Annotated in this window: 21 protein-coding genes; 15 read left to right on the top strand and 6 right to left on the bottom strand. The window is 74.2% G+C overall.

The genetic code is table 11. The features are described from left to right. Positions 1 to 267 precede the first annotated feature (267 nt). From ACFCY1_RS23215 to ACFCY1_RS23225, 3 genes are all read left to right on the top strand, one after another. The gene (locus ACFCY1_RS23215) at positions 268 to 999 is read left to right on the top strand and encodes a DUF4232 domain-containing protein (RefSeq protein WP_375875889.1); all 732 of its coding nucleotides are present in this window, start codon (positions 268 to 270) and stop codon (positions 997 to 999) included. A 74-nt stretch (positions 1,000 to 1,073) separates the two neighbouring features. Then, on the top strand, positions 1,074 to 1,214 hold the full coding sequence (locus ACFCY1_RS23220; RefSeq protein WP_375875890.1) for a hypothetical protein: 141 nt from the start codon (positions 1,074 to 1,076) through the stop codon (positions 1,212 to 1,214). Positions 1,215 to 1,450: 236 nt separating this feature from the next. Next, entirely contained in the window at positions 1,451 to 1,942 is a 492-nt protein-coding gene (locus tag ACFCY1_RS23225) for a glycosyltransferase (protein ID WP_375875891.1), read from the top strand. Between the two features lie 162 nt (positions 1,943 to 2,104). On the opposite strand, the gene ACFCY1_RS23230 is transcribed toward ACFCY1_RS23225, so the two are convergent. Further along, positions 2,105 to 3,001 (bottom strand): DUF2690 domain-containing protein, encoded by an 897-nt coding sequence (locus tag ACFCY1_RS23230; protein ID WP_375875892.1) that lies wholly within the window; start codon positions 2,999 to 3,001, stop codon positions 2,105 to 2,107. Between the two features lie 234 nt (positions 3,002 to 3,235). On the opposite strand from ACFCY1_RS23230, the gene ACFCY1_RS23235 reads away from it, so the two are divergent. The 6 genes from ACFCY1_RS23235 to ACFCY1_RS23260 all read left to right on the top strand — a co-directional run bounded on the left by ACFCY1_RS23235 (position 3,236) and on the right by ACFCY1_RS23260 (position 9,984). Then, positions 3,236 to 4,000 (top strand): CHAP domain-containing protein, encoded by a 765-nt coding sequence (locus ACFCY1_RS23235; protein WP_375875893.1) that lies wholly within the window; start codon positions 3,236 to 3,238, stop codon positions 3,998 to 4,000. Positions 4,001 to 4,152: 152 nt separating this feature from the next. Further along, positions 4,153 to 4,380, top strand: a complete 228-nt coding sequence (locus tag ACFCY1_RS23240; RefSeq protein ID WP_375875894.1) for a hypothetical protein — start codon at positions 4,153 to 4,155, stop codon at positions 4,378 to 4,380. After that, positions 4,377 to 4,559 carry a hypothetical protein gene (locus tag ACFCY1_RS23245; RefSeq protein ID WP_375875895.1) on the top strand — a complete coding sequence of 61 codons (183 nt, stop codon included), beginning with the start codon at positions 4,377 to 4,379 and terminating at the stop codon, positions 4,557 to 4,559. The genes ACFCY1_RS23240 and ACFCY1_RS23245 overlap by 4 nt, the downstream gene beginning before the upstream one ends. Before the next feature lie 69 nt (positions 4,560 to 4,628). Further along, complete coding sequence (locus ACFCY1_RS23250; protein WP_375875896.1) at positions 4,629 to 5,531, top strand: NADP-dependent oxidoreductase; 903 nt, start codon at positions 4,629 to 4,631, stop codon at positions 5,529 to 5,531. A 262-nt stretch (positions 5,532 to 5,793) separates the two neighbouring features. Next, positions 5,794 to 8,442 (top strand): PKD domain-containing protein, encoded by a 2,649-nt coding sequence (locus ACFCY1_RS23255; protein WP_375875897.1) that lies wholly within the window; start codon positions 5,794 to 5,796, stop codon positions 8,440 to 8,442. A gap of 180 nt (positions 8,443 to 8,622) precedes the next feature. Then, the gene (locus ACFCY1_RS23260; RefSeq protein WP_375875898.1) at positions 8,623 to 9,984 is read left to right on the top strand and encodes a Fic family protein; all 1,362 of its coding nucleotides are present in this window, start codon (positions 8,623 to 8,625) and stop codon (positions 9,982 to 9,984) included. Between the two features lie 35 nt (positions 9,985 to 10,019). Here the strand turns inward: ACFCY1_RS23260 and ACFCY1_RS23265 are convergent, their stop codons facing one another. Further along, the gene (locus tag ACFCY1_RS23265) at positions 10,020 to 10,661 is read right to left on the bottom strand and encodes a nucleotidyltransferase domain-containing protein (RefSeq protein WP_375875900.1); all 642 of its coding nucleotides are present in this window, start codon (positions 10,659 to 10,661) and stop codon (positions 10,020 to 10,022) included. Positions 10,662 to 10,751: 90 nt separating this feature from the next. Then, the gene (locus tag ACFCY1_RS23270) at positions 10,752 to 11,378 is read right to left on the bottom strand and encodes a class I SAM-dependent methyltransferase (RefSeq protein ID WP_375875901.1); all 627 of its coding nucleotides are present in this window, start codon (positions 11,376 to 11,378) and stop codon (positions 10,752 to 10,754) included. A 259-nt stretch (positions 11,379 to 11,637) separates the two neighbouring features. Between ACFCY1_RS23270 and ACFCY1_RS23275 the strand changes: the two genes are divergently transcribed. Together ACFCY1_RS23275 and ACFCY1_RS23280 are read left to right on the top strand one after the other, a co-directional pair. Beyond that, the gene (locus tag ACFCY1_RS23275) at positions 11,638 to 12,846 is read left to right on the top strand and encodes a cytochrome P450 (RefSeq protein ID WP_375875902.1); all 1,209 of its coding nucleotides are present in this window, start codon (positions 11,638 to 11,640) and stop codon (positions 12,844 to 12,846) included. Next, positions 12,840 to 13,073 carry a ferredoxin gene (locus tag ACFCY1_RS23280; RefSeq protein ID WP_259316337.1) on the top strand — a complete coding sequence of 78 codons (234 nt, stop codon included), beginning with the start codon at positions 12,840 to 12,842 and terminating at the stop codon, positions 13,071 to 13,073. Before ACFCY1_RS23275 ends, ACFCY1_RS23280 begins: the two co-directional genes overlap by 7 nt. 58 nt (positions 13,074 to 13,131) lie before the next feature. On the opposite strand, the gene ACFCY1_RS23285 is transcribed toward ACFCY1_RS23280, so the two are convergent. Beyond that, complete coding sequence (locus tag ACFCY1_RS23285) at positions 13,132 to 13,746, bottom strand: TetR/AcrR family transcriptional regulator (protein WP_375875903.1); 615 nt, start codon at positions 13,744 to 13,746, stop codon at positions 13,132 to 13,134. A gap of 95 nt (positions 13,747 to 13,841) precedes the next feature. Beyond that, positions 13,842 to 15,065 (bottom strand): glycosyltransferase, encoded by a 1,224-nt coding sequence (locus ACFCY1_RS23290; RefSeq protein WP_375875904.1) that lies wholly within the window; start codon positions 15,063 to 15,065, stop codon positions 13,842 to 13,844. 120 nt (positions 15,066 to 15,185) lie between these two features. Between ACFCY1_RS23290 and ACFCY1_RS23295 the strand changes: the two genes are divergently transcribed. Next, complete coding sequence (locus ACFCY1_RS23295) at positions 15,186 to 16,100, top strand: hypothetical protein (RefSeq protein ID WP_375875905.1); 915 nt, start codon at positions 15,186 to 15,188, stop codon at positions 16,098 to 16,100. Between the two features lie 33 nt (positions 16,101 to 16,133). Here the strand turns inward: ACFCY1_RS23295 and ACFCY1_RS23300 are convergent, their stop codons facing one another. Beyond that, positions 16,134 to 18,791, bottom strand: coding sequence for an NACHT domain-containing protein (locus tag ACFCY1_RS23300; RefSeq protein WP_375875906.1), 2,658 nt, complete (start codon positions 18,789 to 18,791; stop codon positions 16,134 to 16,136). Between the two features lie 238 nt (positions 18,792 to 19,029). On the opposite strand from ACFCY1_RS23300, the gene ACFCY1_RS23305 reads away from it, so the two are divergent. From ACFCY1_RS23305 to ACFCY1_RS23315, 3 genes are all read left to right on the top strand, one after another. Next, entirely contained in the window at positions 19,030 to 20,646 is a 1,617-nt protein-coding gene (locus ACFCY1_RS23305) for an SMI1/KNR4 family protein (RefSeq protein WP_375875907.1), read from the top strand. A 261-nt stretch (positions 20,647 to 20,907) separates the two neighbouring features. Next, positions 20,908 to 23,079: an NACHT domain-containing protein gene (locus ACFCY1_RS23310; RefSeq protein WP_375875908.1), complete on the top strand. Its 2,172-nt coding sequence runs from the start codon at positions 20,908 to 20,910 to the stop codon at positions 23,077 to 23,079. Between the two features lie 191 nt (positions 23,080 to 23,270). Beyond that, the gene (locus tag ACFCY1_RS23315; protein WP_375875909.1) at positions 23,271 to 23,393 is read left to right on the top strand and encodes a hypothetical protein; all 123 of its coding nucleotides are present in this window, start codon (positions 23,271 to 23,273) and stop codon (positions 23,391 to 23,393) included. The last annotated feature ends 156 nt before the right edge of the window (positions 23,394 to 23,549 follow it).

A 23,549-nucleotide genomic window follows, 5' to 3' on the forward strand; every position in this document is an offset into this window, starting at 1 on the left:
CCTAGACGCACTCGCGAGGCCCGACGACACGCGGGGCGCCTCGGCCCGGTGCCCTCCGGCAGCCGCCCCGTCCGTCCTCTCGTCCGTCCCCTCCGCGTCCCATTCCGGCGTTCCAGGCGGGCCTCATTCCCGCTGGTCAGAGCCCCCTTCACCGTCCCACCCTCCCTGGTGCGGCGCCAGACGTGGCGGCTGGGACGGACCGTCGCGCAGGCTTCGGCCGTCCGACCGACGCAGCACCCGAGCCCATGCCGAAAGGGGCGCGACCACATGTCCGTCCGTACCTCCCGCACCCGTCTGGTCAGCGGCGCCGCGAGCCTCGTGGTCGCCGCCTGCTCGCTCACCGCGTGCAACGACAGCGGGGTCATCGATACGGCGACCGGGCCCTCGCTCAGGGCTGCGGCACCCGCCGCTGCGGCGGATTCCTCGACCTCCACGGCCCCGTCCGCCGACGCCGGTGACACCACCGGTTCCGCCAGTCAGGAGCCGGTCGCCGCACCCCGGCCCACCGCCCCGAAGCCCGCCACCGGCACCCCGACGCCGAAGACCCCCGCCGCCCCCGCGGCCGCCGAGCCGGCCACCTGCGAAGGCTCCAACACCGCGACCACGGCCGCCCCGCTGAACCGCCCCGTGAACCACCTGCTGCTCACGGTCACCAACACCGGCTCCGGCACCTGCTACCTCTACGGCTACCCGGCCGTCCGCTTCGGCGAGGCCCAGTCCGTACCCCCCGTCATCACCGACTCGAAGCCGCAGGCCGTGCTCACCCTCCAGCCCGGCGAGTCCGGCTACGCCTCCGTGAACCTGTCCTCCACCGACGGCACCGACGGCTCGAACGGCCACACCGTGAACTCCCTGACCGTCTACTTCCACGGCCCCTCCGGCAACGAGAGCGTCGGCACCGGGGCCCACCCGTCGCTGCCCGCGGAGGGCGCCTACGTGGACGACTCCCTCAAGGTCGGCTACTGGCAGCAGTCGCTGGACGACGCCGTCTCCTGGTGACCCGGGCACCCTCCGACAAGCCGACAGCACCCTCCGAAAGACCGACAGCACCCTACGAGAGCAGGCACACCAGCATGCGCAGCACGCCCCGCAGGATCGCCCGGCTCCTGGTCGCCTACGGCGGCGCGGCCTTCCAGGTCCTCGTCGTGGGCCGTCAGGACGGTCCGGGCCCGGCCCCGTCGAGGAAGCCGCCGTCACCCGGTGCCGGTTCCTGACGCCCCGTCGCAACCCGCCGACCTCGGCAAGCGGGCACGGATTCCGCGCGCCCGCAGAACGCTGCTTGGAGTCCCCATGGTCCTACGGATAGCCGTCACCGCCGAGCCGATACCGTCGCACGTGTCCGCACTCGACTTCGTCATCGGCCCGCGCGGTCCGGCGCACCGTCGCGGCGTTCCGGACCACCGTCTCCGAGCGGCCGGACCGTCCCGCCTCCTCCCGCCCGCTCGTCTACGTGAGCCTCGGCACCCTGACCACCGCGATGTCCGGTCTGCGCGGCGTCGTGAGGAGCGTGTACCGGGAGGTCGTGGCCGCCCTCTCCGCGACCGGCTGCGAGGCGATCGTGTCCGCCGGACACCTCGCGCGGGACCTGCCGAGCGCGGACCCCCGCATCACGGTCGTCGAGCACGTCCCGCAGCCCGCGCTCCTGCGTCAGGTGGACCTGTTCGTGACGCACGGCGGGCAGGCCTCCCTGCTCGACGCGGTGCAGGCGGCGACGCCCGTCCTGGGCCTGGGCGTCCTCGCCGACCAGCCCGGCAACACCACCACGTTCGCCGGGCACGGCCTCGGCCGCGCGCTGGAACTCACAGCGACGCGCGACGAGATCGCCGACACCGTCAAGGCCCTCCTCGCCGACTCCCGCTACGCCGCCGCCACGGCCGCCGCCGACGCCGAGCTGTCACGGCTGCCACCGCTGGACCTCACGGAACTGCGGGCGGGTGTGTGACCCGTGGGCCTCAGCACGCCGCGCGCTGCGGGGACGACGCCTGGACCTCGTATCCCCGGATCGCGAGGGGGGAGTGCGCCGGATCCGTTCGTCCTTGACGGGCGGTCACCGTCGGCTTCCGCCCGAGCGGCTCGCCGACCCGGCTGCGCCCGCTCTCCCGCGTCATCCCGTGGGGGCTTCCCGGGGTGCGGCGCAGGCGGTGCCCCGGTTGTCGACGACGGCGCAGGCGCGGGCGTCGGCGGGGCGGGCGGCGCGGACCATCTTGCTGTGGGCGTCGTGGCCGGACTGCTGGCGGTACTCCTCCTGCTCGGGCGGGGTGCCGAAGACCTGGACGCGGTCGCCGGGGGAGCCGCCGCTCATCTTGGCCCAGGCGGCGTGGCAGGAGGCGCTGTAGCGTAGTTCGATCAGGACGCCGAAGTCGCGGTCGGCCGCGGCGGTGGCGGCGTCGCGGTCGCAGACGGTGCCGACCGGGTCGACGTGCACGCAGGACGCCCCGTCGCAGGAGGCGGCCGCCGTCGGTGCGGGCATCGCCTGCGGGGCGGGCGCGACGGTGGCGCCGGTGTCCGGGCCCGCCAGGGCGTAGAGGAGTGCGCCGGCGGCGGCCGCCGCCACGGCCGCGCCCCCGGCGGCCCACGCCGCCCGGCGCCGTCGCCTGCCGCCGGGCTCCTGACCGGAGGTCGGCTCGGCACTGGGCGCCGGTGCCTCCGGTGCGGTCGCCGCCGCAGGCTCCGGTACCGGCTCCGGTGGCGGCGCGTCGCCCGTGCTGCCGTCGATCGCCGCCCTGAGCCCGAGCGCGCGGACGAGCTCGCCGTCGGCGACCGCGTAGTACGCGGCCAGGGAGTGGAGCGCCGCTTCCGGTGCCGGGTACCTGCCGTCGGGGTTCTCGTAGCGGGAGAGGGTCGTCTGGGCGATCGCGGTGCGCCGGGACACGGTCACCTGGGTGGGGTTCCCGGCCTCCTGACGCCACCTCCGCAGCGTCCGGGCCAGTTCGGCGCGGGCGGCTGCGGCCGTCGGCTGGTCCGGTTCATCGGCTGCCTGCGGCGGCCGGTTGTGCGTCATCGGCTCTGTTCCTCTTCCCTCGGCTGTGCATAGGCCCAGGTCAGGGCCGTACGGAGGCGCTCCGCATATGCATGGGTAACCAGGCGTTCACACAGCGTAGGAGTCCGGCGGTCGGGCGTGCAATCGTGGTGGTCGGCCGGAGGGCGCATCCCCGGCGGAAACCCCACCTCCTCCCGTGTCCCGGGCAGGCTGCGGCCTGCCCGGGGCGGTGGAGGGCGCATCCAAGGAGAGATCATGAACATGACACACTCGCGTCTGCTCGCCGCCCTCGTGGGCCGCGCCGGAAGGACCGCCGCCGTCGCCCTGGTGGCCGCCGGGACGCTCGGCGGCCTCGGCACCGCCGCCGCGGCCACCACCGGCGCCCTCCCGGCCGGTGCGCACGCCGTCCGGACCGCCACCGACACCGACTCCGCGACCGACACCGACTCCGCGACCGACACCGACTCCGCGACCGACACCGCCACCGTGTCCGACGGCGCCACCGCCCGTTCCGCGCTGCGCGAGCGGATCGTCTCCATCGCCCGCGGCCAGATCACCCCGGCCGGCCAGGACCCCGAGAAGTCCGGCACGTGCGACAAGTACTTCGCCTACGCCGACGGGACGGAGAAGCAGAGCAAGTGCGCCAAGACCGCCTGGTGCGCCGCGTTCGCCGACTGGACCTGGCACCAGGCCGGCGTGAAGCCCGCGCCGACCACCCTGTCCGGACGCGGCGTCGGCAAGTGGGGCCAGGAGCACCACCTCTTCCACAACCGGCAGCCCGCGCGCGGCGAGCGCCTCTACACCCCCGTCCCCGGCGACCTCGTCGTCTACGGTCCGCCCGCCTACGCCAAGGGTGGCCACGTCGGGGTCGTCGTCGCCGTCAACCACGACGGCACCATCGACACCGTCGAGGGCAACGTCGGGGACAAGGTGACGCACCGCCACGTCAAGCCCGCGGACGCCCGCGGCGGTGGGCAGAAGTTCCACATCTCCGGCTACGTCAGCGTGCCCGGCGCCTGACCGGCCCGCCTCCACCAGCGCCGGGGCCCGGGCGGATCATCCGTCCGGGGCCCGGCCGTCGCCGCCTGGCCGTCGCTGCCCGGCCTCGACCGGTAGGTTCACCGTGGCGCGTTCGAGCACCTTCGACGCACTTCACGAGGGGGAGACCACCGGTGGACGCACTGGCGATCATGGAAGCACTGGCCGAACAGGGCATCACCGTGCTGCTCAAGGCCGACGCCGAACGGATGGCGGAGCAGCGCAAGCCGTGGACGTTCGTGGCCAGCGGCGCCCCGCTGCGTGACGACATCCTCGTGCGCACCGATGCCGCCTCGGTGGAGCAGTGCCTCGAAGCCTGTCTGCCCCGCCTGCGGGAACTGGGCATTTCGCTGCCGGAGTGACGAGAGCGGCCCCGCTCCGGTCAGTCGCCGGCCGGTCGGTCGGTGGGTGCGGCCGGGTCGTCATCGACGAGGAGGACCGGCCCGCCTCGGAGAGCGCCGTGTGGGTCGCCTGGGCCGCGACCCTGCCCGCCGACGGGCCCACCGGCGGCGTCTTCTACGACGGCGAGCGCCTCGCCTGACAGCGGGGGCCGGCCTGCCGCCGTGTTCAACCCGGTGTCCCACCGCTGCCGTTCGGAACGGAGTCCACGATGAAGTCAGTACGGTTCAGCCGTTTCGGCGGCCCCGAGGTCCTGGAGGTCGTGGACCTTCCCGACCCGCACCCGGGCCCCGGCCGGATCCGCGTCGCGGTACGCGCCGCCGGCGTCAACGCCAGCGACTGGAAGAAGCGCGCGGGCCTGATGGACGAGGAACTGCCGCAGACGCTGGGACACGAGGCGGCCGGTGTCGTGGACGAGGTCGGCGAGGGCGTCACCGACGTGTCCGTCGGCGACCGTGTTGTCGGCCTGTCCGAACGCGGGGGCGCCCAGGCCGAGTCGGCCGTGCTGTCGCACTGGGCGCCGCTGCCCGCGTCCGTCCGCTTCGCCGACGCCGCCGCCCTGCCCGCCGCCCTCGAGACCGCGGCGCGCGGACTCGACCGGCTGGGCGTGGTCGACGGCACCGTGCTCCTCGTCAACGGCGCCTCGGGCAACGTCGGCAGCGCCGCGGTCCAACTCGCCGTGGCCCGCGGCGCGCGGGTGATCGGCACCGCCGGCCCGGCCGGGCACGCGTACGTCCGGGCGTTGGGAGCCGAACCCGTCGCCTACGGCCCGACCCTCGTGCCGGCGGTCCGCGCGCTGGCGCCCGGCGGCGTCGACCGCGCACTCGACGTCGCCGGCAGCGGAGCACTGCCCGACCTCATCGACCTCACCGGCGGCCCCGAGCGCGTCGTCACCCTCTCCGATGTCGCCGGCGCCCGTGAGCACCGGGTGGCGTTCAGCCGCGGCGACGACGGCCGGGCCCTCTACGTCCTCGCCGACCTCGGCGAGCTCATCGCCACCGGACGCCTCGCGCTCCCCCGGGTGCACACCTTCCCGCTCGACCAGGTCGCACGGGCGCACCACTTCGGCGAGAGCGGCGGGGCGACCGGCAAGATCGTCCTGGTCAACGCCTGACAGGGGTCGCACGCCGGGTCCCCGCAGAGGACGACCTGATCCCGCGGGGCCCCGGCCCGCGCCCTCGGCAGTCCGAATCATCCGAACTGTCCGGGACGTCCGGTCCCGCCTCATGGGATACGACACCGCAGGTGGGGGCGGTGATCAAGTCCGTCGGAGCCCTCGTCATAATTGCTCTGCCTGCGATCCACGCGGCCTGACCCACCCGACCGGGCCCGTGCCCACCAGGTCAGACTCCTGTCCCTTCTCGGAGGACCGCACCGTGCGCCCCAACCGAACCAAGGGCCTGCTCGCCGCAGGCCTCGTCACCGTGCTCGGTGGCATTCCCACCGCCGCCACCACGGCTTCCGCCGCCACCACCGGCTCCGCCGACGACGCGCCCGGGGTGCTGCGGGTCGACGCCTGGGACCCGGCGTGCTCGGACTCCGGGACGGGGACGGCGGCGAAGCCGTTCTGCTCCGTCAACGCGGCCGCCGCGGCGGCGCTGCCGGGGCAGACCGTCGAGGTGGCCCGGGGCACGTTCGGCTCCGGCACCGCGGTCACGAAGTCGGGTGAGCCCGGCCGGCCCATCACCATCCGGGGCGCGGCCGGCGGCACCGCGGTGGGCGGCGACGTGCGGCTGTCCGGTGTGCACGACGTCGTGGTGGAGTCGATGCACGCCCGGGAGGTCCTGGTCACCGGTTCCAGCCGGGTCACGGTGGTCCGCACCGAGGCCTCCGGGATCAAGGCCGTCGACAGCCCCGGGACGACCCTCACCAACAACACGGTGGCCGACGGCTGCACGGCCGGCATCGAGCTGGCCGGCGACTCCTCCGGGTCGAACCTCTTCAACAACGTGGTGCGCAACCACTTCTCGCCCTCCGCGCCGTACTCCTGCCCGAACCCCGAGGGTGCGGAGATCGTGGTCTCCGCCGCCTCGGCGAAGGACACCCGGGCCGGCTCGAACACCGTCGCGCCGTACTGGACGAACTCCGGCAACGGCACGCCGTACGTCTGGGCCGGCACCCGGCACCAGACGCCCGAGTCGCTCGCCGCCGCGACCGACGGCCGGGCCGGCAAGCACGACTACGTGGTGCCGCGCTGGCAGTCCGGCAGCGCGCTGAACAGCGAGGTCGTCGACTCCGCCGACGAGACCGCGCCGGGCTTCGTGCCGGCCGCGCACCCGGCCGACGACCCGTCGCGGCCGAACCTCGGCACCGGCCTGGGCTACCACGACCGCGGCGCGACCGAGCGCCAGGAGCCCATAACCTCGGCCCAGTTGACGGCCGACCAGCAGCGGGCCCCGTACGGCACCGAGATCACGCTGACGGCGACCACGGGCCCGGAGAAGGCCCACTGGCCGACCTCCGTGATGACCTACCGCTACGACTTCGGCGACGGCACCCCGGCGGTCACCTCGAACTCCCCGGTGGTCAAGCACACTTACACCAAGCCGGGCACCTTCTCCGCGAACGTCACCGTGGACACCGGCGGCGGCCAGCCGTTCACCGGCGGGTACGGCGTGCAGGTACAGGTCACGGCCCCCGGGCCGCTGACCGCCGGCGCCACCGTCCAGCAGGTCGTCCCGGACCGGTTCGACACGGCCGACGCCCCGCCGCTGGGCGTGCGGGTCGACCCGTCCGGAACCGTCTCGCCGTGGCAGGTCTCCAAGGTCGTGGTGGACTACGGCGACGGGACCCCCGCCGTCACCCGGAACACCCTGGACGCGGTCGTCCACGGGTACGCCTCGCCGGGCGACTACACGGTCACGGTGACGGTCACCGACACCGCCGGCCGCACCAGCACCGCCGCGTACCCCTTCCGGGCCGCGTACGCCCCGACCGGGTTCCTGCGCACGGAGGCGTACCGGCTCGTCGACACCCGCCAGGACCCGAACCTGGACCTCCGGGGCGGCGCCGAGGTGCCCTTCACGGTCCCGACCGGCAGCGCGCCCGGGGCGAACGGCGTGCCGGGGAACGTCACCACGGTCGTCCTGAACGTGACCGTCACCGACGCCACCGAGGACACCCACCTCACCGTCTGGCCGACCGGCCAGGCCCGTCCGATCACCTCGAACGTCAACGTGGCGGCCGGCCGCACCTCGTCCAACCTGGTCACCGTGCCGATCGGCGACGCCAAGCGGATCAGCACCCTGCTCAACTCCGGCCGCGCCGAGGTGATCGTCGACATCGTCGGCTTCTACCGCCCCAACGGCGGCGACCTGTTCACCCCGCTGGCGCCGAGCCGGCTGGTGGACACCCGGGAGAGCAGCAAGCTCGGGTCCGGCGAGACGCGTGCGGTGAAGGTCGCGGGCGTCGGCGGCGTCCCGGCGGACGCCACGTCCGTGGTGCTCAACCTGACCAGCACCGACACCGCCACCGACACCCACCTCAAGGTGTACGCGGGCGGCGGGACCAAGCCGGTCAGCTCCAACCTGAACCCGGAGCCCGGCAAGGACAAGGCCAACCAGGTCATCGTCCCGGTCGGCCCGGACGGCACCGTCAACGTGTACAACCACAACGGTTCCACCCACGTGATCCTCGACGTCTTCGGGTACTACTCCCCGAACGGCAAGGCCACGTACACGCCGACCGTGCCCGTCCGCCTGACCGACACCCGTACCGGCCCGTTCGCCAAGCCGGGCCCGGACAGCACCACCGTCGTCGGCGGCATCCCGGCCGGCGCCCGGGCGGCCGTCCTCAACGTGACGTCCACCAACACCACCGAGGACAGCTACCTCACCGTGCACGCCCACGGCGCCCCGCGCCCCGGCACCAGCAACCTCAACCTGCTGGCCGGCCAGACCGTGCCCAACCACGTCACCACGCCGGTCGGCGCGGACGGCAAGGTCGACATCTACAACCACGTCGGCAGCACCGACATCATCGCCGACCTGTTCGGCTACTTCACGGACGCCTGGCCGCAGTCCTGACGCCGTAGCCCCCTGACCGCTGGTGGGTCCGCACCCGAGCCCGGGTGCGGACCCACCGGCGTTCCGCCGTCAGACGGGTGACGGTCAGGGCGAGCAGCGGCGACGAGCGTGGTGCCCTGCCCTGTGGACTGCCGGAAAAGGTGTTGCTCGCGCCCCCGGGCCCCGTGGCACCCTGACCCGGTGCTCAACACGCTCCACCCCACAGACCTGACCTGGGACGACGTCGACCCCACCAACCACCCCTTCGACCCCGCCTCGGTGGCGGGGGTGATCCGCTCCCTCGGGCCGGCGCGGCGGGTGCCCTCCCGGCTTGACCCGGCCATCGATCTGACCAGGGTCAACTGGGCCTGGGAGGTGGCCAAACCCTGGTCCGACGCCATGACGCACGTGCTGATGGAGCGCTACGGCCGCTGGGCGGCCGGGTGGCGCTGGTCGCTCGGCGAGGGGGACGTCGACGGCGGGCCGGTCGGGAACTGGTGCTGCGGATCGCACTCGATCACCACCCCGGAGCAGACCCTCGACCGGGTCGTGGCGGCTCTGTGCGAGTGGCGTGACTGGCTGGAGCGGCTCGCGGAGTGGTTCGAGGCCTACCCCCTGGACCCGGAGACCCTGGACGCGGACCGGATCCTCTGGGAGCGCGCCGCCCGCAACCTGATCCTGCAGGTGGCCGACCGGACGGGCGCCGAGAGCGGCTGGTACGGGCACTGCCGGCAGGTCCTGGAGTGGTTCCTCGGCTACTGGGGCGTCGCCCCCGAGCCGGCCGAGCGACTGGTTCGACAGGCGGTCGGCGGCCGGTTCAAGAGCTGGACCGCACCCGACACCGTCCTGGCCGATGAGGTCGCGGAGCGACTCGTCGGCCCACTGCGTCCGCAGGACGTTTACTGGTCGCCGGACCCGGGCGAGCTCCCGGACCACCTGGAACGCTGGCTCGCCGTGCGCGCGAGCGTGCCGTGGTCGGACGGCGCCGACGGCGAGGACGGCACGGACAGCGGGCCGGTGACCCCCGCCCGCGACGGAGCGGCGGAGGACTTCCGCTTCTTCGACGCCGCCGTGGACCCCGCCCGCGCCGCCGGCCTGCTCACCGCACTGGAGCTGGTGCGGGCCGACGCGGCGCGTGGTGCCGTGCTCGACTTCGAGCTGCTGCGCGGCTGGCAGCAGCACGTGCTGGGCACCCCCGAGCCGCCGCCGCTGCGCACCCGCCCCGCCTTCGCCAAAGGCGGCGAAGAGCGCTACGGGATCGGCCCGGACACCCGCGCCCGCCTCGACGCGTGCCTGGCGCAGGCCGCCGACGGCCGGATCCCGCTGGCCGCGAGGGCGGCCCGGGTCTACCTGGATGTCTGCTTCTTCCACCCGTTCGACGACGGCAACGCCCGCGCCGCCTTGCTCACCCTGCTGTTCGTGCTGGCCCGCGCAGGCGTCACCCTCGACTCGGTGCTGCTCATCCGCCGGTTCGGCTACCGGGCCGACGACCCGCACGACGCGCTGAGCCTGTGCCGCTCCGTCGAGATCCACCTCAGGCAGAGCCGCGCCGCCGCTCAGTGACCGGCGGCAGTTGACACGGGGCGCAGTGGGGGCGGCTACAGGTCCGCGAGCCAGGGGTGCCCCGGGTGTACGCGGGTGAGCAGGCCGGTCAGGGTCTCGCGCTGAGCCGGGGTCAGGTGCGGGACGGTCGCGTCGAAGTCCGACTGGTCCTTTTCGCGGACGTGCTTGGCCTTGAACAGCAGGACCAGTTCGGGGGCCAGATACGGGATGCCGTCCCGGGTGTGGTGGATGATCTCGCGGTAGGGGAGCCGGATCGTCTCGTCGCGTCGGCAGATCCAGGTGTCGCCGTCGTGCGGTTCGCGGAACACGTCGAGCAGGTAGTCGCCGGTGGCCTGATCGCGGAGCCAGGTCTGGTGGACGGCGGCCAGTGCCTCCGGCGCGGCGTCCGCCCAGATCCGGCCGCTGCCCGCCGCGTCGAAGGCGTACCCGGGGAAGCGGTCGCGGACCTCGGGGAAGCCCGCGGCCGGAATCCCGATCTCGATGTCCCCGTGGGCGCGCGTCCGCCTGCCGCGGAACAGGTCCAGCGCCCACCCCGCGGCCACGTACCAGGGCGTGCCGATCCCGGCCAACCGCTGCGCGACCTCACCCGGAGTCCAGCAGGACGACCACCTGGCGGGGAGGGCCTCGATCTCGTCGGGGGACAGTTCGACGCCGCCGTCGGGCAGTTGCTCGCTCATCGCTGGAACCTATCAGCGGAGGGCCCGCCGTGGCCGTGGGCGGCGTACGTCCCGCGACCGCTCCGCTCGGCCACGGCCCCGCACGGCCCGTCAGCTCACGGGCCGCCGCGCCCAGAACAGGACGTGGCCGCTGTCGCCCTCGGGGACGAACTCCTCGTGCGCCACCTCCAGGCCGGCGCACAGCAGCCAGGACCGGTTGGTCGCCGCGTCCGCGTGACTCCACCACATCGCGGCCCCGCCGCCGAGCCAGTTCTCGTCGGTGCCGGTCCAGGCCTGGTGCCCGGTGGTGACGAGGAGCCAGCCTCCCGGCCGCAGCCACGAGGCGATCCGCCCCAGCAGGGCCGGCTGCTCCCCGACCGGAATGTGGATCAGCGCGTACAGGCAGACCACGGCGTCGAAGGTCCCCGGCGGGAACGCCAGGGTCGTGGCGTCCGCCCGGATGAACTCGGCCTCCGGCACCAGCTCCCGTGCCCGCCGGATCTGGACGTCGCTGATGTCGACGCCCGTGACACGGCGCCCTGTTGCGGCGAGGGAGCGGGCCACGGGGACTCCGGTCCCGCACCCCACGTCCAGGACCGTGCCCGCCTCCGGGAGCCGCCCGAGTAACTCCTCGATCCACGATCCGTACTTCGTCTCGCTGTTGAACGCGCGTTCGTAATGCGCGGACAGCAGGTCGTATCCACGCCGGACCAGGTCCTTCGGGTCTTCGTCATCCACAACGGCGCACCGTAGCCGTCCCTGACCGGCGGAGCGACAGCATTTCGGCTGCCGCCGGCCTCGACGGGTGCCCTCCTCCCGGCAGCGTTCTGGAGGCTGACTGTGCGTGCCGGCGGTGTTACGCTCCCAGTAAGAGAGAGTCGACTCTCACTTGTTGACCGGAAGGGCACTCGTCCGCCCTGGTCCGGACGGGCAAGGAGAGCACGGCTCCGTCAAGCGTTCACTGCTCTTGTGGCCCTTCGGCCGGCGAGGAGAGACCATGACCGCCCCAGCACCGCAGTTACCCTTCGAGCGCCCCAACGCCCTGGACCTGGCGCCGCTGCTCGCGCGCCTGCGCGAGGAAGGCCCGATCGCCCGGGTGACGACACCCGCCGGCGACCCGGCCTGGCTGGTGACCCGCTACGAGGAAGCCCGGGAGATCCTGAGCGACACCCGGTTCTCCCGGCTGCGCCCCGACACCGAGGGCGCCCCGAGGATCTCGTCCTCGGCGCTGCACACGCGCCCCGCCCCCTCGCCCGAGGAGGAGGACCGGGAGCACACGCGGATGCGCCGGATGCTGGCGCCCGCGTTCAGCGCGCCGCGGATGCGCCGGCTGGGCGAGCGGATCGGGGAACTCGCCGCGTCCTGCCTGGACGCGATGGACGAGGAGCGTTCGGGAGATCCGCGACGCGCCGTCAACCTGCACGACCACCTGTCGTTCCCGCTGCCGGTGATGGTGATCTGCGAGCTGCTGGGCGTGCCGGTCGAGGACCGTGGCCTGCTGCGCGGCTGGTCCGAGCGGATCGCCGCGCTGTACGGCGGGGCCGACGGGGCCGCCGCCATGGCCGAGTTCGAGGCGTACGTGTCCGCCATCGCCGAGGAGAAGCGCAAGCGGCCGGGCCAGGACGTGATCAGCGACATCCTGGCCGTACAGGCGCAGGACCCCTCGTTCACCGAGGAGGAGATGGCCCGCCTGGCGGTGGGGCTGCTGTTCGCGGGCCACGAGACGACCTCGGCCCGGATCGACCTGGGGGTCCTGTTCCTGCTGAGCGACACCGGTCGGCGGGACCGCTTCGCCGGCGACCCCGAGGGGTCGGCCCGCGCCACCGTGGAGGAGGTCCTGCGGATGGCCGCGCCCGGCGCCCTGGGCCTGACCCGCTACGCCCGCGAGGACGTCACCCTCGCGGGGACGGCGATCGCGACGGGCGAGGCGGTGCTGGTGGCGATCAACGCCGCGAACCGGGACGGGCGGGCGTTCGAGGAGCCGGACGCCTTCGACCCGTCGCGTTCCCCCAACGCGCACCTCGCCTTCGGGCACGGCGGCCACTACTGCATCGGCAACGCGCTGGCCCGCACCGAGATGCAGATCGCGCTGACCGCGCTGTTCCGGCGCTTCCCCGGCCTGCGGCTGGCGGTGGACGCGCACAGCCTGCGCGACCACTCCGAACGGCTGGCGGGCGGCCTCGGCGAGGTCCCGGTCCTGTGGTGAACGGGGAGCGGCAGCGCGAGCGGCCCGCCGCGCGGGTGGTGGCGGACACCTCGCGGTGCGTGTCGTCGGGGCAGTGCGCGGTGACCGCGCCGTCGGTGTTCGACCAGGACGAGGCCGGGCAGGTCGTCGTGCTCGCCGCCGAGCCCGTCGGACGGGCGGCGGAAGAGGCCCGGGAGGCGGCCGCCAGGTGCCCGGCCTCGGCGCTCCGGCTGGATCCGGCGCGCTGACGGCCGGTGGTGTCGGCGGCCCGGCGGGGTCGCCGACACCAGGCTGGGCGTCAGGGCGTCAAGGCGTGCGGGAGTGCAGTGCGGGGGCGGGGCAGGGCAGTGGGCGGGCCCCGGCGGGGGAGAGGCCGTCGAGGACCAGGGCCAAGTACCGGCGCCAGCCGTCCTCGCGGGGGTCCATCGTCCACAGCACCGAGACCAGCATGACGACGATGCGGTGCAGGTCGTCGGGCACGAGGTCGGCGCGGATCACGCCCGCGCTCTGACCGCGCGCCAGGAGGGCGTCCAGGGCGGCGAAGAACTCCTCGCCGGTCGCCGGGGTCAGGACGCCGGCGGCGCGGGCGGCGGCCAGGACGTTGTAGTCGCCGGCCACCGACTCCAGGGCCGCCGCCAGCACGCGGGCCAGCCCGGACGCGGGGTCGGGGTCGTCGGCGGCGGCCTGGATGACGGGCCGGACGCGCTCGCCGAAGCCCTGGTCCAGTACGGCCCGCAGGAGCGCGGCCTTGTCGGGGAAGCGGCGGAACAGCGTGGCGGCCCCGACGCCGGCCCGGCGCGCCACGTCGTCGAGGTGGGCGTCGGGGCCCTGTTCGGTGAAGACCTCCCGGGCGGCCCGGATGATCTTTTCCGCGTTGCGGGCGGCGTCGGCGCGCAGCAGCCGGGGGGCGTCGGGGATCATCCCGGCAGCCTATCCAAGAGTGGGTGGACCGCCGCCGGCCGTCCGGGGCGCGTGCCCTGGCCGGGTGTCGGACCGTCCAGGCTCAGCGGCCGGGGTCACCGTCCGGGGGCCTCGGCGATCCGGGCGACGTGGGCCAGGACGGCACCGGTGCCGTCCTCGCCCGCCATGAGCCCGGCGACGGCGGCCGCACGGCGGCGGACCGGCTCGGCCAGAGCGGCCGTGATCGCGGCGGCGAGGCGCTCGGCGGTGAGGTCGGCGAACGGCACGGGCTGCGGGGCCACTCCCAGCCGGTGCAGCCGTGCCGCCCAGAACGGCTGGTCGGCCATCACGGGCACCGGTACGGCGGGGACTCCGGCGCGCAGCGCGGCGCCCGTGGTGCCCGCCCCGGCGTGGTGGACGACGGCGGCCGTGCGGGGGAACAGCCAATCATGGGGCACGTCGCCGACGCAGAACACGCCGTCACCCGCCGCCTCCAGCCCGGCCCAGCCCGCCTGGACCACCGCGCGCACCCCCGCCTGCCGTACCGCGGCCGTCACCAGCTCGCCGAGCCGCTCGCCCTCCCCGGGGGCCATGCTGCCGAAGCCGATGAACACCGGGGCCGGACCGGCCTGGAGGAAGTCGACCAGGTCGCCCGGAGGCTGCCAGCCCAGCGGCCGCGCGGGCCACCAGAAGCCCGCCACGTCGACCGGGGCCGGCCAGTCCGCCGGGCGCGGCAGCAGCACGGGGCTGTAACCGTGGACGACCGGACGGGTGTGCCCGAGCGGTTCCGGCGACGTCGTGCCGGGAAGGCCGAGGCGCTCGCGCATCCGGTCCACGGCACTCGAGAACATTCGGTCCGCGCCCCGGAGCCGCTCCTGGCCGGCGGCGAGATTGCCCTCCGGTCCCAGGTCCGCGCCGCCGGCGGGGCCGGGCAGCGGGAACTCCGTGGTGGCGAAGGCGGGCGTGAGGTACGTGCCGAGGACGGGCACACCGTACGCGTCCCCCGCCGTCAGGCTGAGCGGCGACGGGGCGAAGGCGGTGAGCAGCAGGTCGGCCCCGCCCGCGACGGCGTCCGCCACGCCGTTGGCGAGCCCGTCCACGAACGCGGTCATCAGCGCGCGGGTCTCCTCCGGGGAGGTCGCGCGGGCCCTGGCCCGGATGAGCTCCTCCGGATCCCCCGGCAGCGGCCGGTGCTCCAGGCCGCAGGACTCGAGCAGCGCCGCGAAGGTCGGATGGGCGACCACGGCCACCCGGTGCCCGGCGTCCACCAGACGCCGGCCCAGGCCCGTGAACGGTGCGACGTCCCCGCGGGAGCCGGTGGTGACGATCAGAATACGCATGGGGCAATTCTCCACGCCGGGGCCGGTGTTGATCCAGGCTTGGCCCCGGAGGGGGAGCCTCCGTCCACGTGGGGCCGGTTCGTCCGAGCCCGGCCCAAGAGGGCGTATCAGGAGAGAGCCATGCCCACCGCACCGATCACCCCCGGCGACTTCCCCACCAGCCCGCTCGCGCTGCGCTTCGCCGACCCGGCCCGGCAGGCCAAGGCCCGCGCCTTTGCCTCCGAGCAGGCGGCCGCCGCCACCGAAGCGGCGGACCTGCTGGCCCAGTTGTGGGACACCGCCCCGGGTCGGCCGGCCCGGGCGGCCGCGCTGGCCGCCGTTCACGAGCGGCTGGTCGACTGGCGCTACCGTCTCGCCGTCGCGATGGGCCCGCCTCCCGGTCCTGCCGGTGCCTTCTTCAATCCGGAGCGCTTCCGTACCCCGATCCGGGAGGGCGACACCAACTTCGACCGGCTCGGCGAGGTCGGCCGTCTTCGCGAGGGCGCGGAGTGGGACCAGGCCACGCGCGCCTACACCGGGGGCCTGGCGACCCCGGCCTCGGAAGCGATGCTTCGCTACGGCCGTCTCGCCGAGCGGCGCTTCGCCGCCGAGGGCGTCGAGGGCGACACCCTCCAGAACTGGGTGCTCCTGCCGGACGGGCGGCGGATCGCCGGCAACCGCCTCCTGCGGGGTGAGGCCGCGCACCGCGCCGACGCCGAACTCGTCGCCCGTTACGCGGCCCGGGGCCTGGACGCCTCCCGGATCGAGACCGGCGGCAGGCCGGTCTACTCGGCCACCCCCACGCCACGGGACAGCGCCGTCCTGCACTCCGCTGCCCTCGACCTCCTCGCCCGCCCCCACCTCACCGTCGAGGACTACCTGTCAGCCCGCTACCTGCTCTTCCAGGCCCCACAGAACAAGAAGGGAAGCGACGCCGTGACCAGGACGTTCATCGTCACGGTCGGCGCCGTCGCCCTTCCCGGCGCCGTGCCCGTCCTGCCCGAGGACGTCGACCTGCGCTGCTACGTGCTCGGCCAGAGCCCCTGCCATCGGTAGCCGGGCAGTGCCCGCTCCGGCCCTTGGTCCGCGTCACGGCCGCCAGCGCCCGCCGGAGAGCTCGGCGAGCGCCTCGGTGAGGTCGGGAGGCAGGGTTCGGACGACGTTCATCGGCTGCACCAGGTACCACCCGTCCCGCCCCCGCCAGCGGGCCGGGGGCAGGGGCGCTCCCGTCCGCGGCCGGACGTGGATGCCGTGGACGGGGGTGTCACGGCCGCGGAGGTGCACCCGGCGGACGGCGACCTCGTCCACGTCGCGCCACTCGTAGCGGCAGCGGTGCCGGCCCGTCCGGGCGGCGATGAAGGTGTCGGTGATGTGCAGTTCGATGTGCCGTCGGCGCAGGAGGCTGATCAGCATCACCAGCAGGCCGAGGGCGGGCACGCCGACGATCGGCTTCCAGGAGTCGAGTCGGTCCCAGGTGCCGCTCACCGTGATCCGGACCAGGTGCAGGCCCAGCAGGGCGCCGAGCGGGCCCCAGTGCGCGAGCATGACGGCGCGGACGCGGCCGGTGAGCAGGTACGAGTCCGGGTCGCGCCGTACGGTGAGGCCGCGCCAGGTCGAGGCCGGGGGCAGGGTCAGGTCGGCGAGGGGACCGGTCGCGACCGTCGTCGCTCCGTCCGGCGTCGCCCGGGGCGCGGGGACCCCCGCAGTCCCCGAGCCTCCCTGGCCTCCCGAGCGGGGCCCGGCCTTGGCGGCCAGGTGCTGCTGGAGCCGCAGGTTGCGGAAGCGGTACGTCCCGGCGGTGCGCTGGAGCAGGCCGGCCCGGTGGGCGTCCCGCAGGAAGGTCATCAGCGGCCAGGGCAGCCGGCCGACGAGGGCCAGCGAGCACCGGGCCAGCAGCCACCGGCTCCACGGGCTGAGCAGCAGGAACGTCGCGCCGGCCCCGCACCAGGTCGCCAGCGGGTAGGACCAGTCCACCTGGCTGTACCGGTAGAGATGGGCCCGCGACCAGTCCATCAGCCCGATCCCGGCGGCGAGCAGTGGTGCGAGGACGAGCAGCGTCACCAGGACCGAGGTCCGCTCCGAGCGCAGCAGCGCGTCGGGGGTCGCGGCGTCCACGGTGTCCGAGGGGGCCGCCAACGCGACCATCAGATAGGCGGACAGCAGCACCGCCGCCACCAGTGCGAGACCCTCCGCCGCCGGTGCCAGGAGCTGGAGCACGACCAGGGCGAGGATCACCGGCGGCCCGCCGATCACCACCGTGAGCCGCCAGGCCCGGCCCAGCCTCCCGTTGCGGCCGGCCGAGCGCAGGGCCCCGGCGAAGCGCAGCGGGTTGACCCGCCGTCGGGGCGTCGAGGTCTCGTCCCCGAACCAGCCCTGTCCGGCCGTGCGGACCAAGCCCGCGAGGGCGACACCGAGGCCCACGGCGGTGCCGAAGCCGAAGGGGTGGCCGGAGCCCCCGACGGCCCCGAGCCCCAGGTCGATCAGCACCGACAGGGCGATCCCCACCACGATCAGCGCGGGCGCCGCCAACGCCCGCGGCAGTGGTGCGCCGAACAGCCGCCACCAGGCCAGCTCGGCGGTCTCCTGGCGGTTCATCAGCCGGGCCAGGAAGGACAGCCAGGCCCGGGCCCGGTCCGGTTCCCACCGCCGGGGCGGGTGCAGGCGGTCGGGCGCCGGCGGCAGCGGCGGGAACGAGGCGGGCACGATCCGGTCGAGCAGGTGCTGCTCCACCTGCCAGGCGGTCGCGAAGCGCCCGCGGTCCAGCAGCTCGCCCGGGTCCGCCGGGGCCCGCTCGTACCCGCGCCGCAGCAGCCAGACCATCAGCGGCGTCGACAGCGCCCGGCTCACCGGGCTGCCGGGCGCCGTGCGGAGTTCGGCGAGCAGCGGCGCCCACTGCGCGGCGCGCGAGGGCTGCCGGGCCCGGTGCAGGTAGGAGGCGACGTCGCCGGGGGCCAGCGGCAGCGCCTCGATCGCCGAGTCCACCCGGAGCACGTCCCGCTGGGTGGCCACCAGTTCGCGGTAGGGCTCGGTCCGGCAGATCAGCACCACCCCGCCCTCCTGGCCCAGTTGGCGCCCGAGGGCGCCGAGCACGGCGGTCCTCCGGTGCTCGGGCAGCTCGTCGAGGCTGTCCAGGACGGGCAGCAGGCGGCGCTCGCTCACCAGTCGGCGGGCGGGGTGGAGCCCGTCCACCCGGGGCAGACCGGGGTGCTCCTCGGTGATCCGGCCGGCCAGCCAGTCGTGGAAGTTGACCCGCTCGGCGTCCCAGGACTCCAGCGAGAGCATGACGGGCACCGGGACGTCCTCGCCGCGGGTGAGCCGGCGGGCGAGCAGCTCCAGGGTGAGCAGCACGGCGAGGGTCGTCTTGCCCGCGCCGGCCCCGCCGAGGATCAGCAGGCGGCGGTGGTCGAGTCCCAGCAGAGCCTCCGCCATCGTGCCGACCCGGTCGCCGCGCCCGCCGAGTTCGGCCCCCGGCGCGAGCGCGGTGCGGCTGTGCACCCAGCGGACGGCCAACGGTTCGGGGTCGGCCATGTCCCAGGCGTCGGCCTCGGCCCGCCACTGGTACAGCAGGCTGCGGGCGAGCCGCTCCTCGGCGAGGCCGAGCGGTGTCTCCGCCGCCACGGCCCGGGGCGGCACGGTGAGGTGCAGCTCCCCGTTGAGCACACCGATCTGCACCAGGTAGTGGACCGTACTGTCGGTGACGACGTTCCGGATGTTCGTGGGCCCGTGGCCGTCTTCGAATTCCACCACTCCCCGGCTCCGCCCCTGTGTCGACCGCTGCCGCGCGAACTCCCTTTCTACCAGCGCCCGCCCGACCTGTTCGACGGACCGTCGGTTCTCTGGCGGTTCCGGTTCAGGCCGGGCGGACGGGCCCGGCCCGAACCGGTACTCGGCCGGAAGAGCACCAGGCCGACTGGTTTCACCGAGCCCGTGCGCCCGGCACTCCGGCCCACGGGTCTGTCAGAGCCCCCTGCGATGATCACCGGCAGTGTCGACAGAACCGGAGCAGAGCATGGCCGAGCAGGTGGAGCAGGGCGTCGCGCGGGTGGCCGAGAGCATCGCGGCGAACGCACCCGAGGGTTGGACGGAGGCGGTGCTGGCCAGCCGTCAAGGCCTGTTCGGCCTGGGCGTCTCCGGTCGGTACACCATCGCCGGTGAGAAGCCGCGGCCGATCCACGGGGTCGCGATCTTCCAGGGCCTGGACGACGTGACGGCGGCGGTGGGAGCGGCCCGCGGTTGGGAGCGCACGAATCTGGAGATACGGTGCCGGCCGTCCGGCGAGTTCGCCCTGACGGCGTCCCGGCAGGTCGTCTCCCGCCTGCACGACGCCCGTCCCGGGTTCCTGGCCGTCCTGGACCACGACTGTCGGCTGTCCCAGCCGGGTTTCGCCCAGGAGGAGAGCGGCGCCGCCCCGGCGGGCGATCCGGATCTCGCGGTCACCCGACTGCGGGCCTACCTGGAGCGGCGTGCCGACATCCTGGGACACGCCGAGAAGCTGCCACCGCCGGTGACCACCACGGCACTCGACGACGCCGAGCGCCGGCTCGGCCGGCCGCTGCCCGCCGACCTGCGAGCGCTCTACCTGATCGCCGACGGCAGCGGGGACGAGGCGCTCGGCCTCTTCGGCAGCCTCGCCTGGATGCCCCTGGCACGCCTGGTCGCCGTCAACGCGAACCTGTGGGAGCCGGTGTGGTCCGGTTGGGAGACCTCCTGGGACTCGGTCGTCCTCGACGCCGAGCCGCTCGACACCGTCCGGCGCTGCCACGAGCACCCGGGCTGGCTGCCGTTCGCGACCGCCGACGACGGCAACTACCTGGCGGTCGACATGTCCCCGGCCCGGGCCGGACGTCCCGGCCAGGTGATCCAGATCGGCCGCGACTACTACGACGGGCCGCTCTACGTCTGCGACTCCGTCACCTCACTTCTCGCCCGCTACCTGGACCTGCTGGAGCGGGACGCCTACGAAGTGGAGGAGGACGAAGTCGACTACATCGAGTTCGTGGAAGGCCCACGTGAATTCGGCTCCAGCCCCGAGCTGGTGGCGGACGGAATTCCTCAGGACGTCCCACCCGGCGTTCAGACCGTCCTGATCCACTGCAACGCCCCCAGTGGGCTCATGGACCTCACCCCGCTCACCGCCGCTCCCCACCTGCGGAGCCTCGAACTCCACCGCCGCCCTGTCGACGACCTGTCCCCGCTTCGGGAGCTGCCCGTCGAGTTCCTGGGCGTCACCCTGCACGGCGGCGACCTCGCGCCGCTCGCGGGCCACCGGCACCTGACCGCCCTCGACCTCGCCACATCCGGGCCCGTCGACATCGCCCCACTGCGCACCGTCCCGAACCTCCGCGGCCTGGACCTCTCCCGGGCGGAGGTCCGGAACCTCACCGCGCTCGCCGAGTGCCCCGACCTGCGCTACCTGGCCCTCACCGCCGGCCAGTGGGCCGTCCTGCTGGACCAGGGCGCACTCCCGGCCACCCTGGCCGCCGCCCGCCTGGCCGGAGCGGAGGTGCCCGATGACGTGGCGCTGGCCTGGGCCGAACGACTCGGCCGGTTCGTCGGGGAGCCGTTCACCGTCGCCGGGACCCTCGCTCCTGACGGCGGGTGAGAACGGCCGCGACCGACGGCCGCCGCAGGCTGCTCCGTCGACGTCCCGCGCCGTCCCACGGTTTACCGTCCCGTACGAGGAGGTACCGTTCGCCTGGCAACGGTCCGCGCGCGGGGCGGGAAAGGGTGCGCCGGCCGGAGGAACCTGAGCGGGACTCGATCCGGGCCGCGGCGGAAACACGATGACCGGGAACACCTTCCACGGGTCCACGGCGATCGTGGTCGGTGACCACGGCCACCAGGAGAACCGCTTCGGGGCCTCATGACCGCTACGGAGCCGGGCACGACCGGTGCGGAGCCGGGCGGCGAGCCGACCATCGTCTTCTACGGCCCGACCGCGATCCTGTCGGGCCCCAACGGCGTCCAGAACAACTACTTCACCCTGCGCTTCCCCGACCCGGTGGAGACGGCGGCGCAGCAGCTGGGCAACGTGGTGCTCGCGCAGTGGCGGCAGGAGGCCGCGCTGCGCGGCCTCCACGGGCCGGAGCCGATCCCGGTCCGGTGGTGCGCTCGATCCGGTGGCGCGTTCGGCGACCACCCCGACCTGACGGCGGACCCCGTCGAGGGGAGCGCCGCGGACCTGGCCTCCTTCGCCGGCGCGTTCCTGCGCCTGCCGCAGCGCCGGCTGGTCGTGCTGGGCGGGCCCGGCAGCGGAAAGACGACCCTGGCCGTGCTGCTGGTGATCGAACTGCTGCGGCGGATGCGCGAGGAAGAGCCGGTCCCCGTCCTGCTGTCGATCGCCTCCTGGCGGCCGCGCGTGGACCACCTGACCGAGTGGCTGGACCGGCAACTGCTGCGCGAGTACCCCTACCTGGGCCTCGAGACGGTCCGGCTGCTGCGCCGCGACCGGCGCATCATGCCGGTGCTCGACGGTCTGGACGAACTGCCCGCCGACGAACGGCCGGTGGCCCTGGAGAAGCTCAACGCCCTCGAGGACGGAACCCCCCTGGTCCTGACCTGCCGGACCGAGGACTACGTCGAGGCGATCGACGCCGCCCAGGTGCTCCGCTCGGCCGCCGTCGTCGAGGCCGAACCGCTGACCGCCGAGGAGGCCTCGCGGTACCTGCTCAGGAGTGCCACACCCCAGCACCAGGACCGCTGGCGCCCGCTCACGGACGCGCTGACGGAGGATCCGTCCTGCCCGGCGGCCGAGGTCCTGACGGTTCCGCTGATGCTGTGGCTGTGCCGGACCGCCTACCAGCGCCCGACCTCGGGCGGGGGTCCCGGAGACCTCGCCAAGCGGCGCTGCTTTCCCACCCCGGAGGCGATCGAGAGGCACCTGCTGGACTCCCTGGTCCCGTCGGTCTATCCCGCCGGTCCGCTGCCGTCGGCCCAACCCGGCCGGAAGGCGTCGGGCCGGTGGTCGCGGGAGGAGCGGAACCGGGATCCGGAGCGGGTGTCCCGCTGGCTGGGCTTCCTCGCCCGGCACCTCGAACGGCAGGAGCACCCTGACCTCGCCTGGTGGAAACTGGGCACCGCCATGCGGCTGGTGCCGCGCATGCTCCTCACCGGGTTCGTAACCGGGGCCTGTGTCGCCCTCGTCATCGGCGCCATGGACGGGGCCTTCGCCGTCTTCGACGACGCCGGGCCCCCGCGCGGCCTCACGGCGAGGCTCCACCACGGGTTCACCATGGCGGTGCTGGACGGACTGATCAACGGCCTCCCGGCCTTCCTGGCCTTCGCGCTCGTGCACGGGATCGGCTTCGTGTTCCGGGGCGCGGCCCTGGAACCGTCGCAGGTGCGGATACGCCTCGGCGGAAGGGCCGGAGGGGGTGCCAGATCCGGTTCCGAGATCCTCGCGCGCGCCGGGGTCGGGCTCGCGGCAGGGTTGGTGGGCGGGGCCGGGATCGGCCTCCTGCAGGGGGTCGGCAGCACCCTGCGCTCGGGGGACCCGGACTGGTACACGTACGGACTGGTGTCCGGGGTGGTCTACGGGGTCGTGTTCGGCCTCTCGGCCGGGCTCACCGGGGCGCTGATGGCCTGGTTCGAAGCCCGCGTCGCCATCGCGTCCGCCCCCGACCCCCGCGACCTGCTGGTCATGAACCGCAGGACCGTACTCCTGCAGTGGTTCATGTTCGCGCCGGTGTTCGGATGCCTGGTCGCGATCGGGAGCAAACCCGTCATCGCCCTCTTCGACCACCGGCTCTGGGGTCTCACGCTGGCCTGGAACGCCGAGATCGCGCTCAGGTTCGGACTCCTCACGACGTTCGGAGCCGGGCTCGGAACCATGCTCAGCCTGACCGCGTGGGGTCAGTGGACCCTCCTCGCGCGGATCTGGCTGCCGCTGACCGGACAACTGCCCCAGGCGGCGATGACCTTCCTGGAGGACGCCCATCAGCGGGGCGTGCTGCGCAAGGTCGGCGCGGTCTACGAGTTCCGCCACGTCCGGCTCCTGGAGCACTTCGCCCGGACACCTGGCCGCCGCCACCGGTAGGCCGAAGCGCCCGGGTGTCAACCGGCTGGAGGGCGTCTGGCGGACGGACGGGTACGGCACGGTCGTCGCGGTCCACGGGACCGCCCTCACCACCTACGACGTCACCAGGAACAGCTGCATACTCCGTCCTGACCGGGGCCCGGCGGATCGCGGTCGCGTCCTACTGCTTCGCCGCCGGCCTGCTGTTCCGTGTGACAGTCGAGGCCTCGACCGCGGCCGGCGTGGTTGGCGTCTCCCAACCGCTGGTCGACGCGCCGGAGCTGGTCGAGCTCGTCCTGGAACGCTTCTACCAGGCACGCGACGCGAAGGTCTGACCGGCGGCGCCTCGACCCCGCCGGTCCGGCCTGGTGGTGCTACAGGTCGTCGGTGAACAGCAGGAGGTTGGGGGTGCCCTCGCGCACGTCGGTCAGGACGTCCGGGGTGGCGGTGTACTGGAGGAAGTCGGAGACGTCGATCGGCTCGGCGTCCGG

The sequence above is a fragment of the Kitasatospora sp. NPDC056273 genome, from assembly GCF_042268845.1.
Lineage (GTDB): Bacteria > Actinomycetota > Actinomycetes > Streptomycetales > Streptomycetaceae > Kitasatospora.

What these genes read in the sequence shown, in the direction of transcription:
- ACFCY1_RS23215 (WP_375875889.1), top strand. Translation starts at nt 268, where the DNA reads ATGTCCGTCCGTACCTCCCGCACCCGTCTGGTCAGCGGCGCCGCGAGC.
- ACFCY1_RS23220 (WP_375875890.1), top strand. Translation starts at nt 1,074, where the DNA reads ATGCGCAGCACGCCCCGCAGGATCGCCCGGCTCCTGGTCGCCTACGGC.
- ACFCY1_RS23230 (WP_375875892.1), bottom strand. Translation starts at nt 3,001, where the DNA reads ATGACGCACAACCGGCCGCCGCAGGCAGCCGATGAACCGGACCAGCCG.
- ACFCY1_RS23235 (WP_375875893.1), top strand. Translation starts at nt 3,236, where the DNA reads ATGAACATGACACACTCGCGTCTGCTCGCCGCCCTCGTGGGCCGCGCC.
- ACFCY1_RS23250 (WP_375875896.1), top strand. Translation starts at nt 4,629, where the DNA reads ATGAAGTCAGTACGGTTCAGCCGTTTCGGCGGCCCCGAGGTCCTGGAG.
- ACFCY1_RS23265 (WP_375875900.1), bottom strand. Translation starts at nt 10,661, where the DNA reads ATGAGCGAGCAACTGCCCGACGGCGGCGTCGAACTGTCCCCCGACGAG.
- ACFCY1_RS23275 (WP_375875902.1), top strand. Translation starts at nt 11,638, where the DNA reads ATGACCGCCCCAGCACCGCAGTTACCCTTCGAGCGCCCCAACGCCCTG.
- ACFCY1_RS23285 (WP_375875903.1), bottom strand. Translation starts at nt 13,746, where the DNA reads ATGATCCCCGACGCCCCCCGGCTGCTGCGCGCCGACGCCGCCCGCAAC.
- ACFCY1_RS23290 (WP_375875904.1), bottom strand. Translation starts at nt 15,065, where the DNA reads ATGCGTATTCTGATCGTCACCACCGGCTCCCGCGGGGACGTCGCACCG.
- ACFCY1_RS23295 (WP_375875905.1), top strand. Translation starts at nt 15,186, where the DNA reads ATGCCCACCGCACCGATCACCCCCGGCGACTTCCCCACCAGCCCGCTC.
- ACFCY1_RS23310 (WP_375875908.1), top strand. Translation starts at nt 20,908, where the DNA reads ATGACCGCTACGGAGCCGGGCACGACCGGTGCGGAGCCGGGCGGCGAG.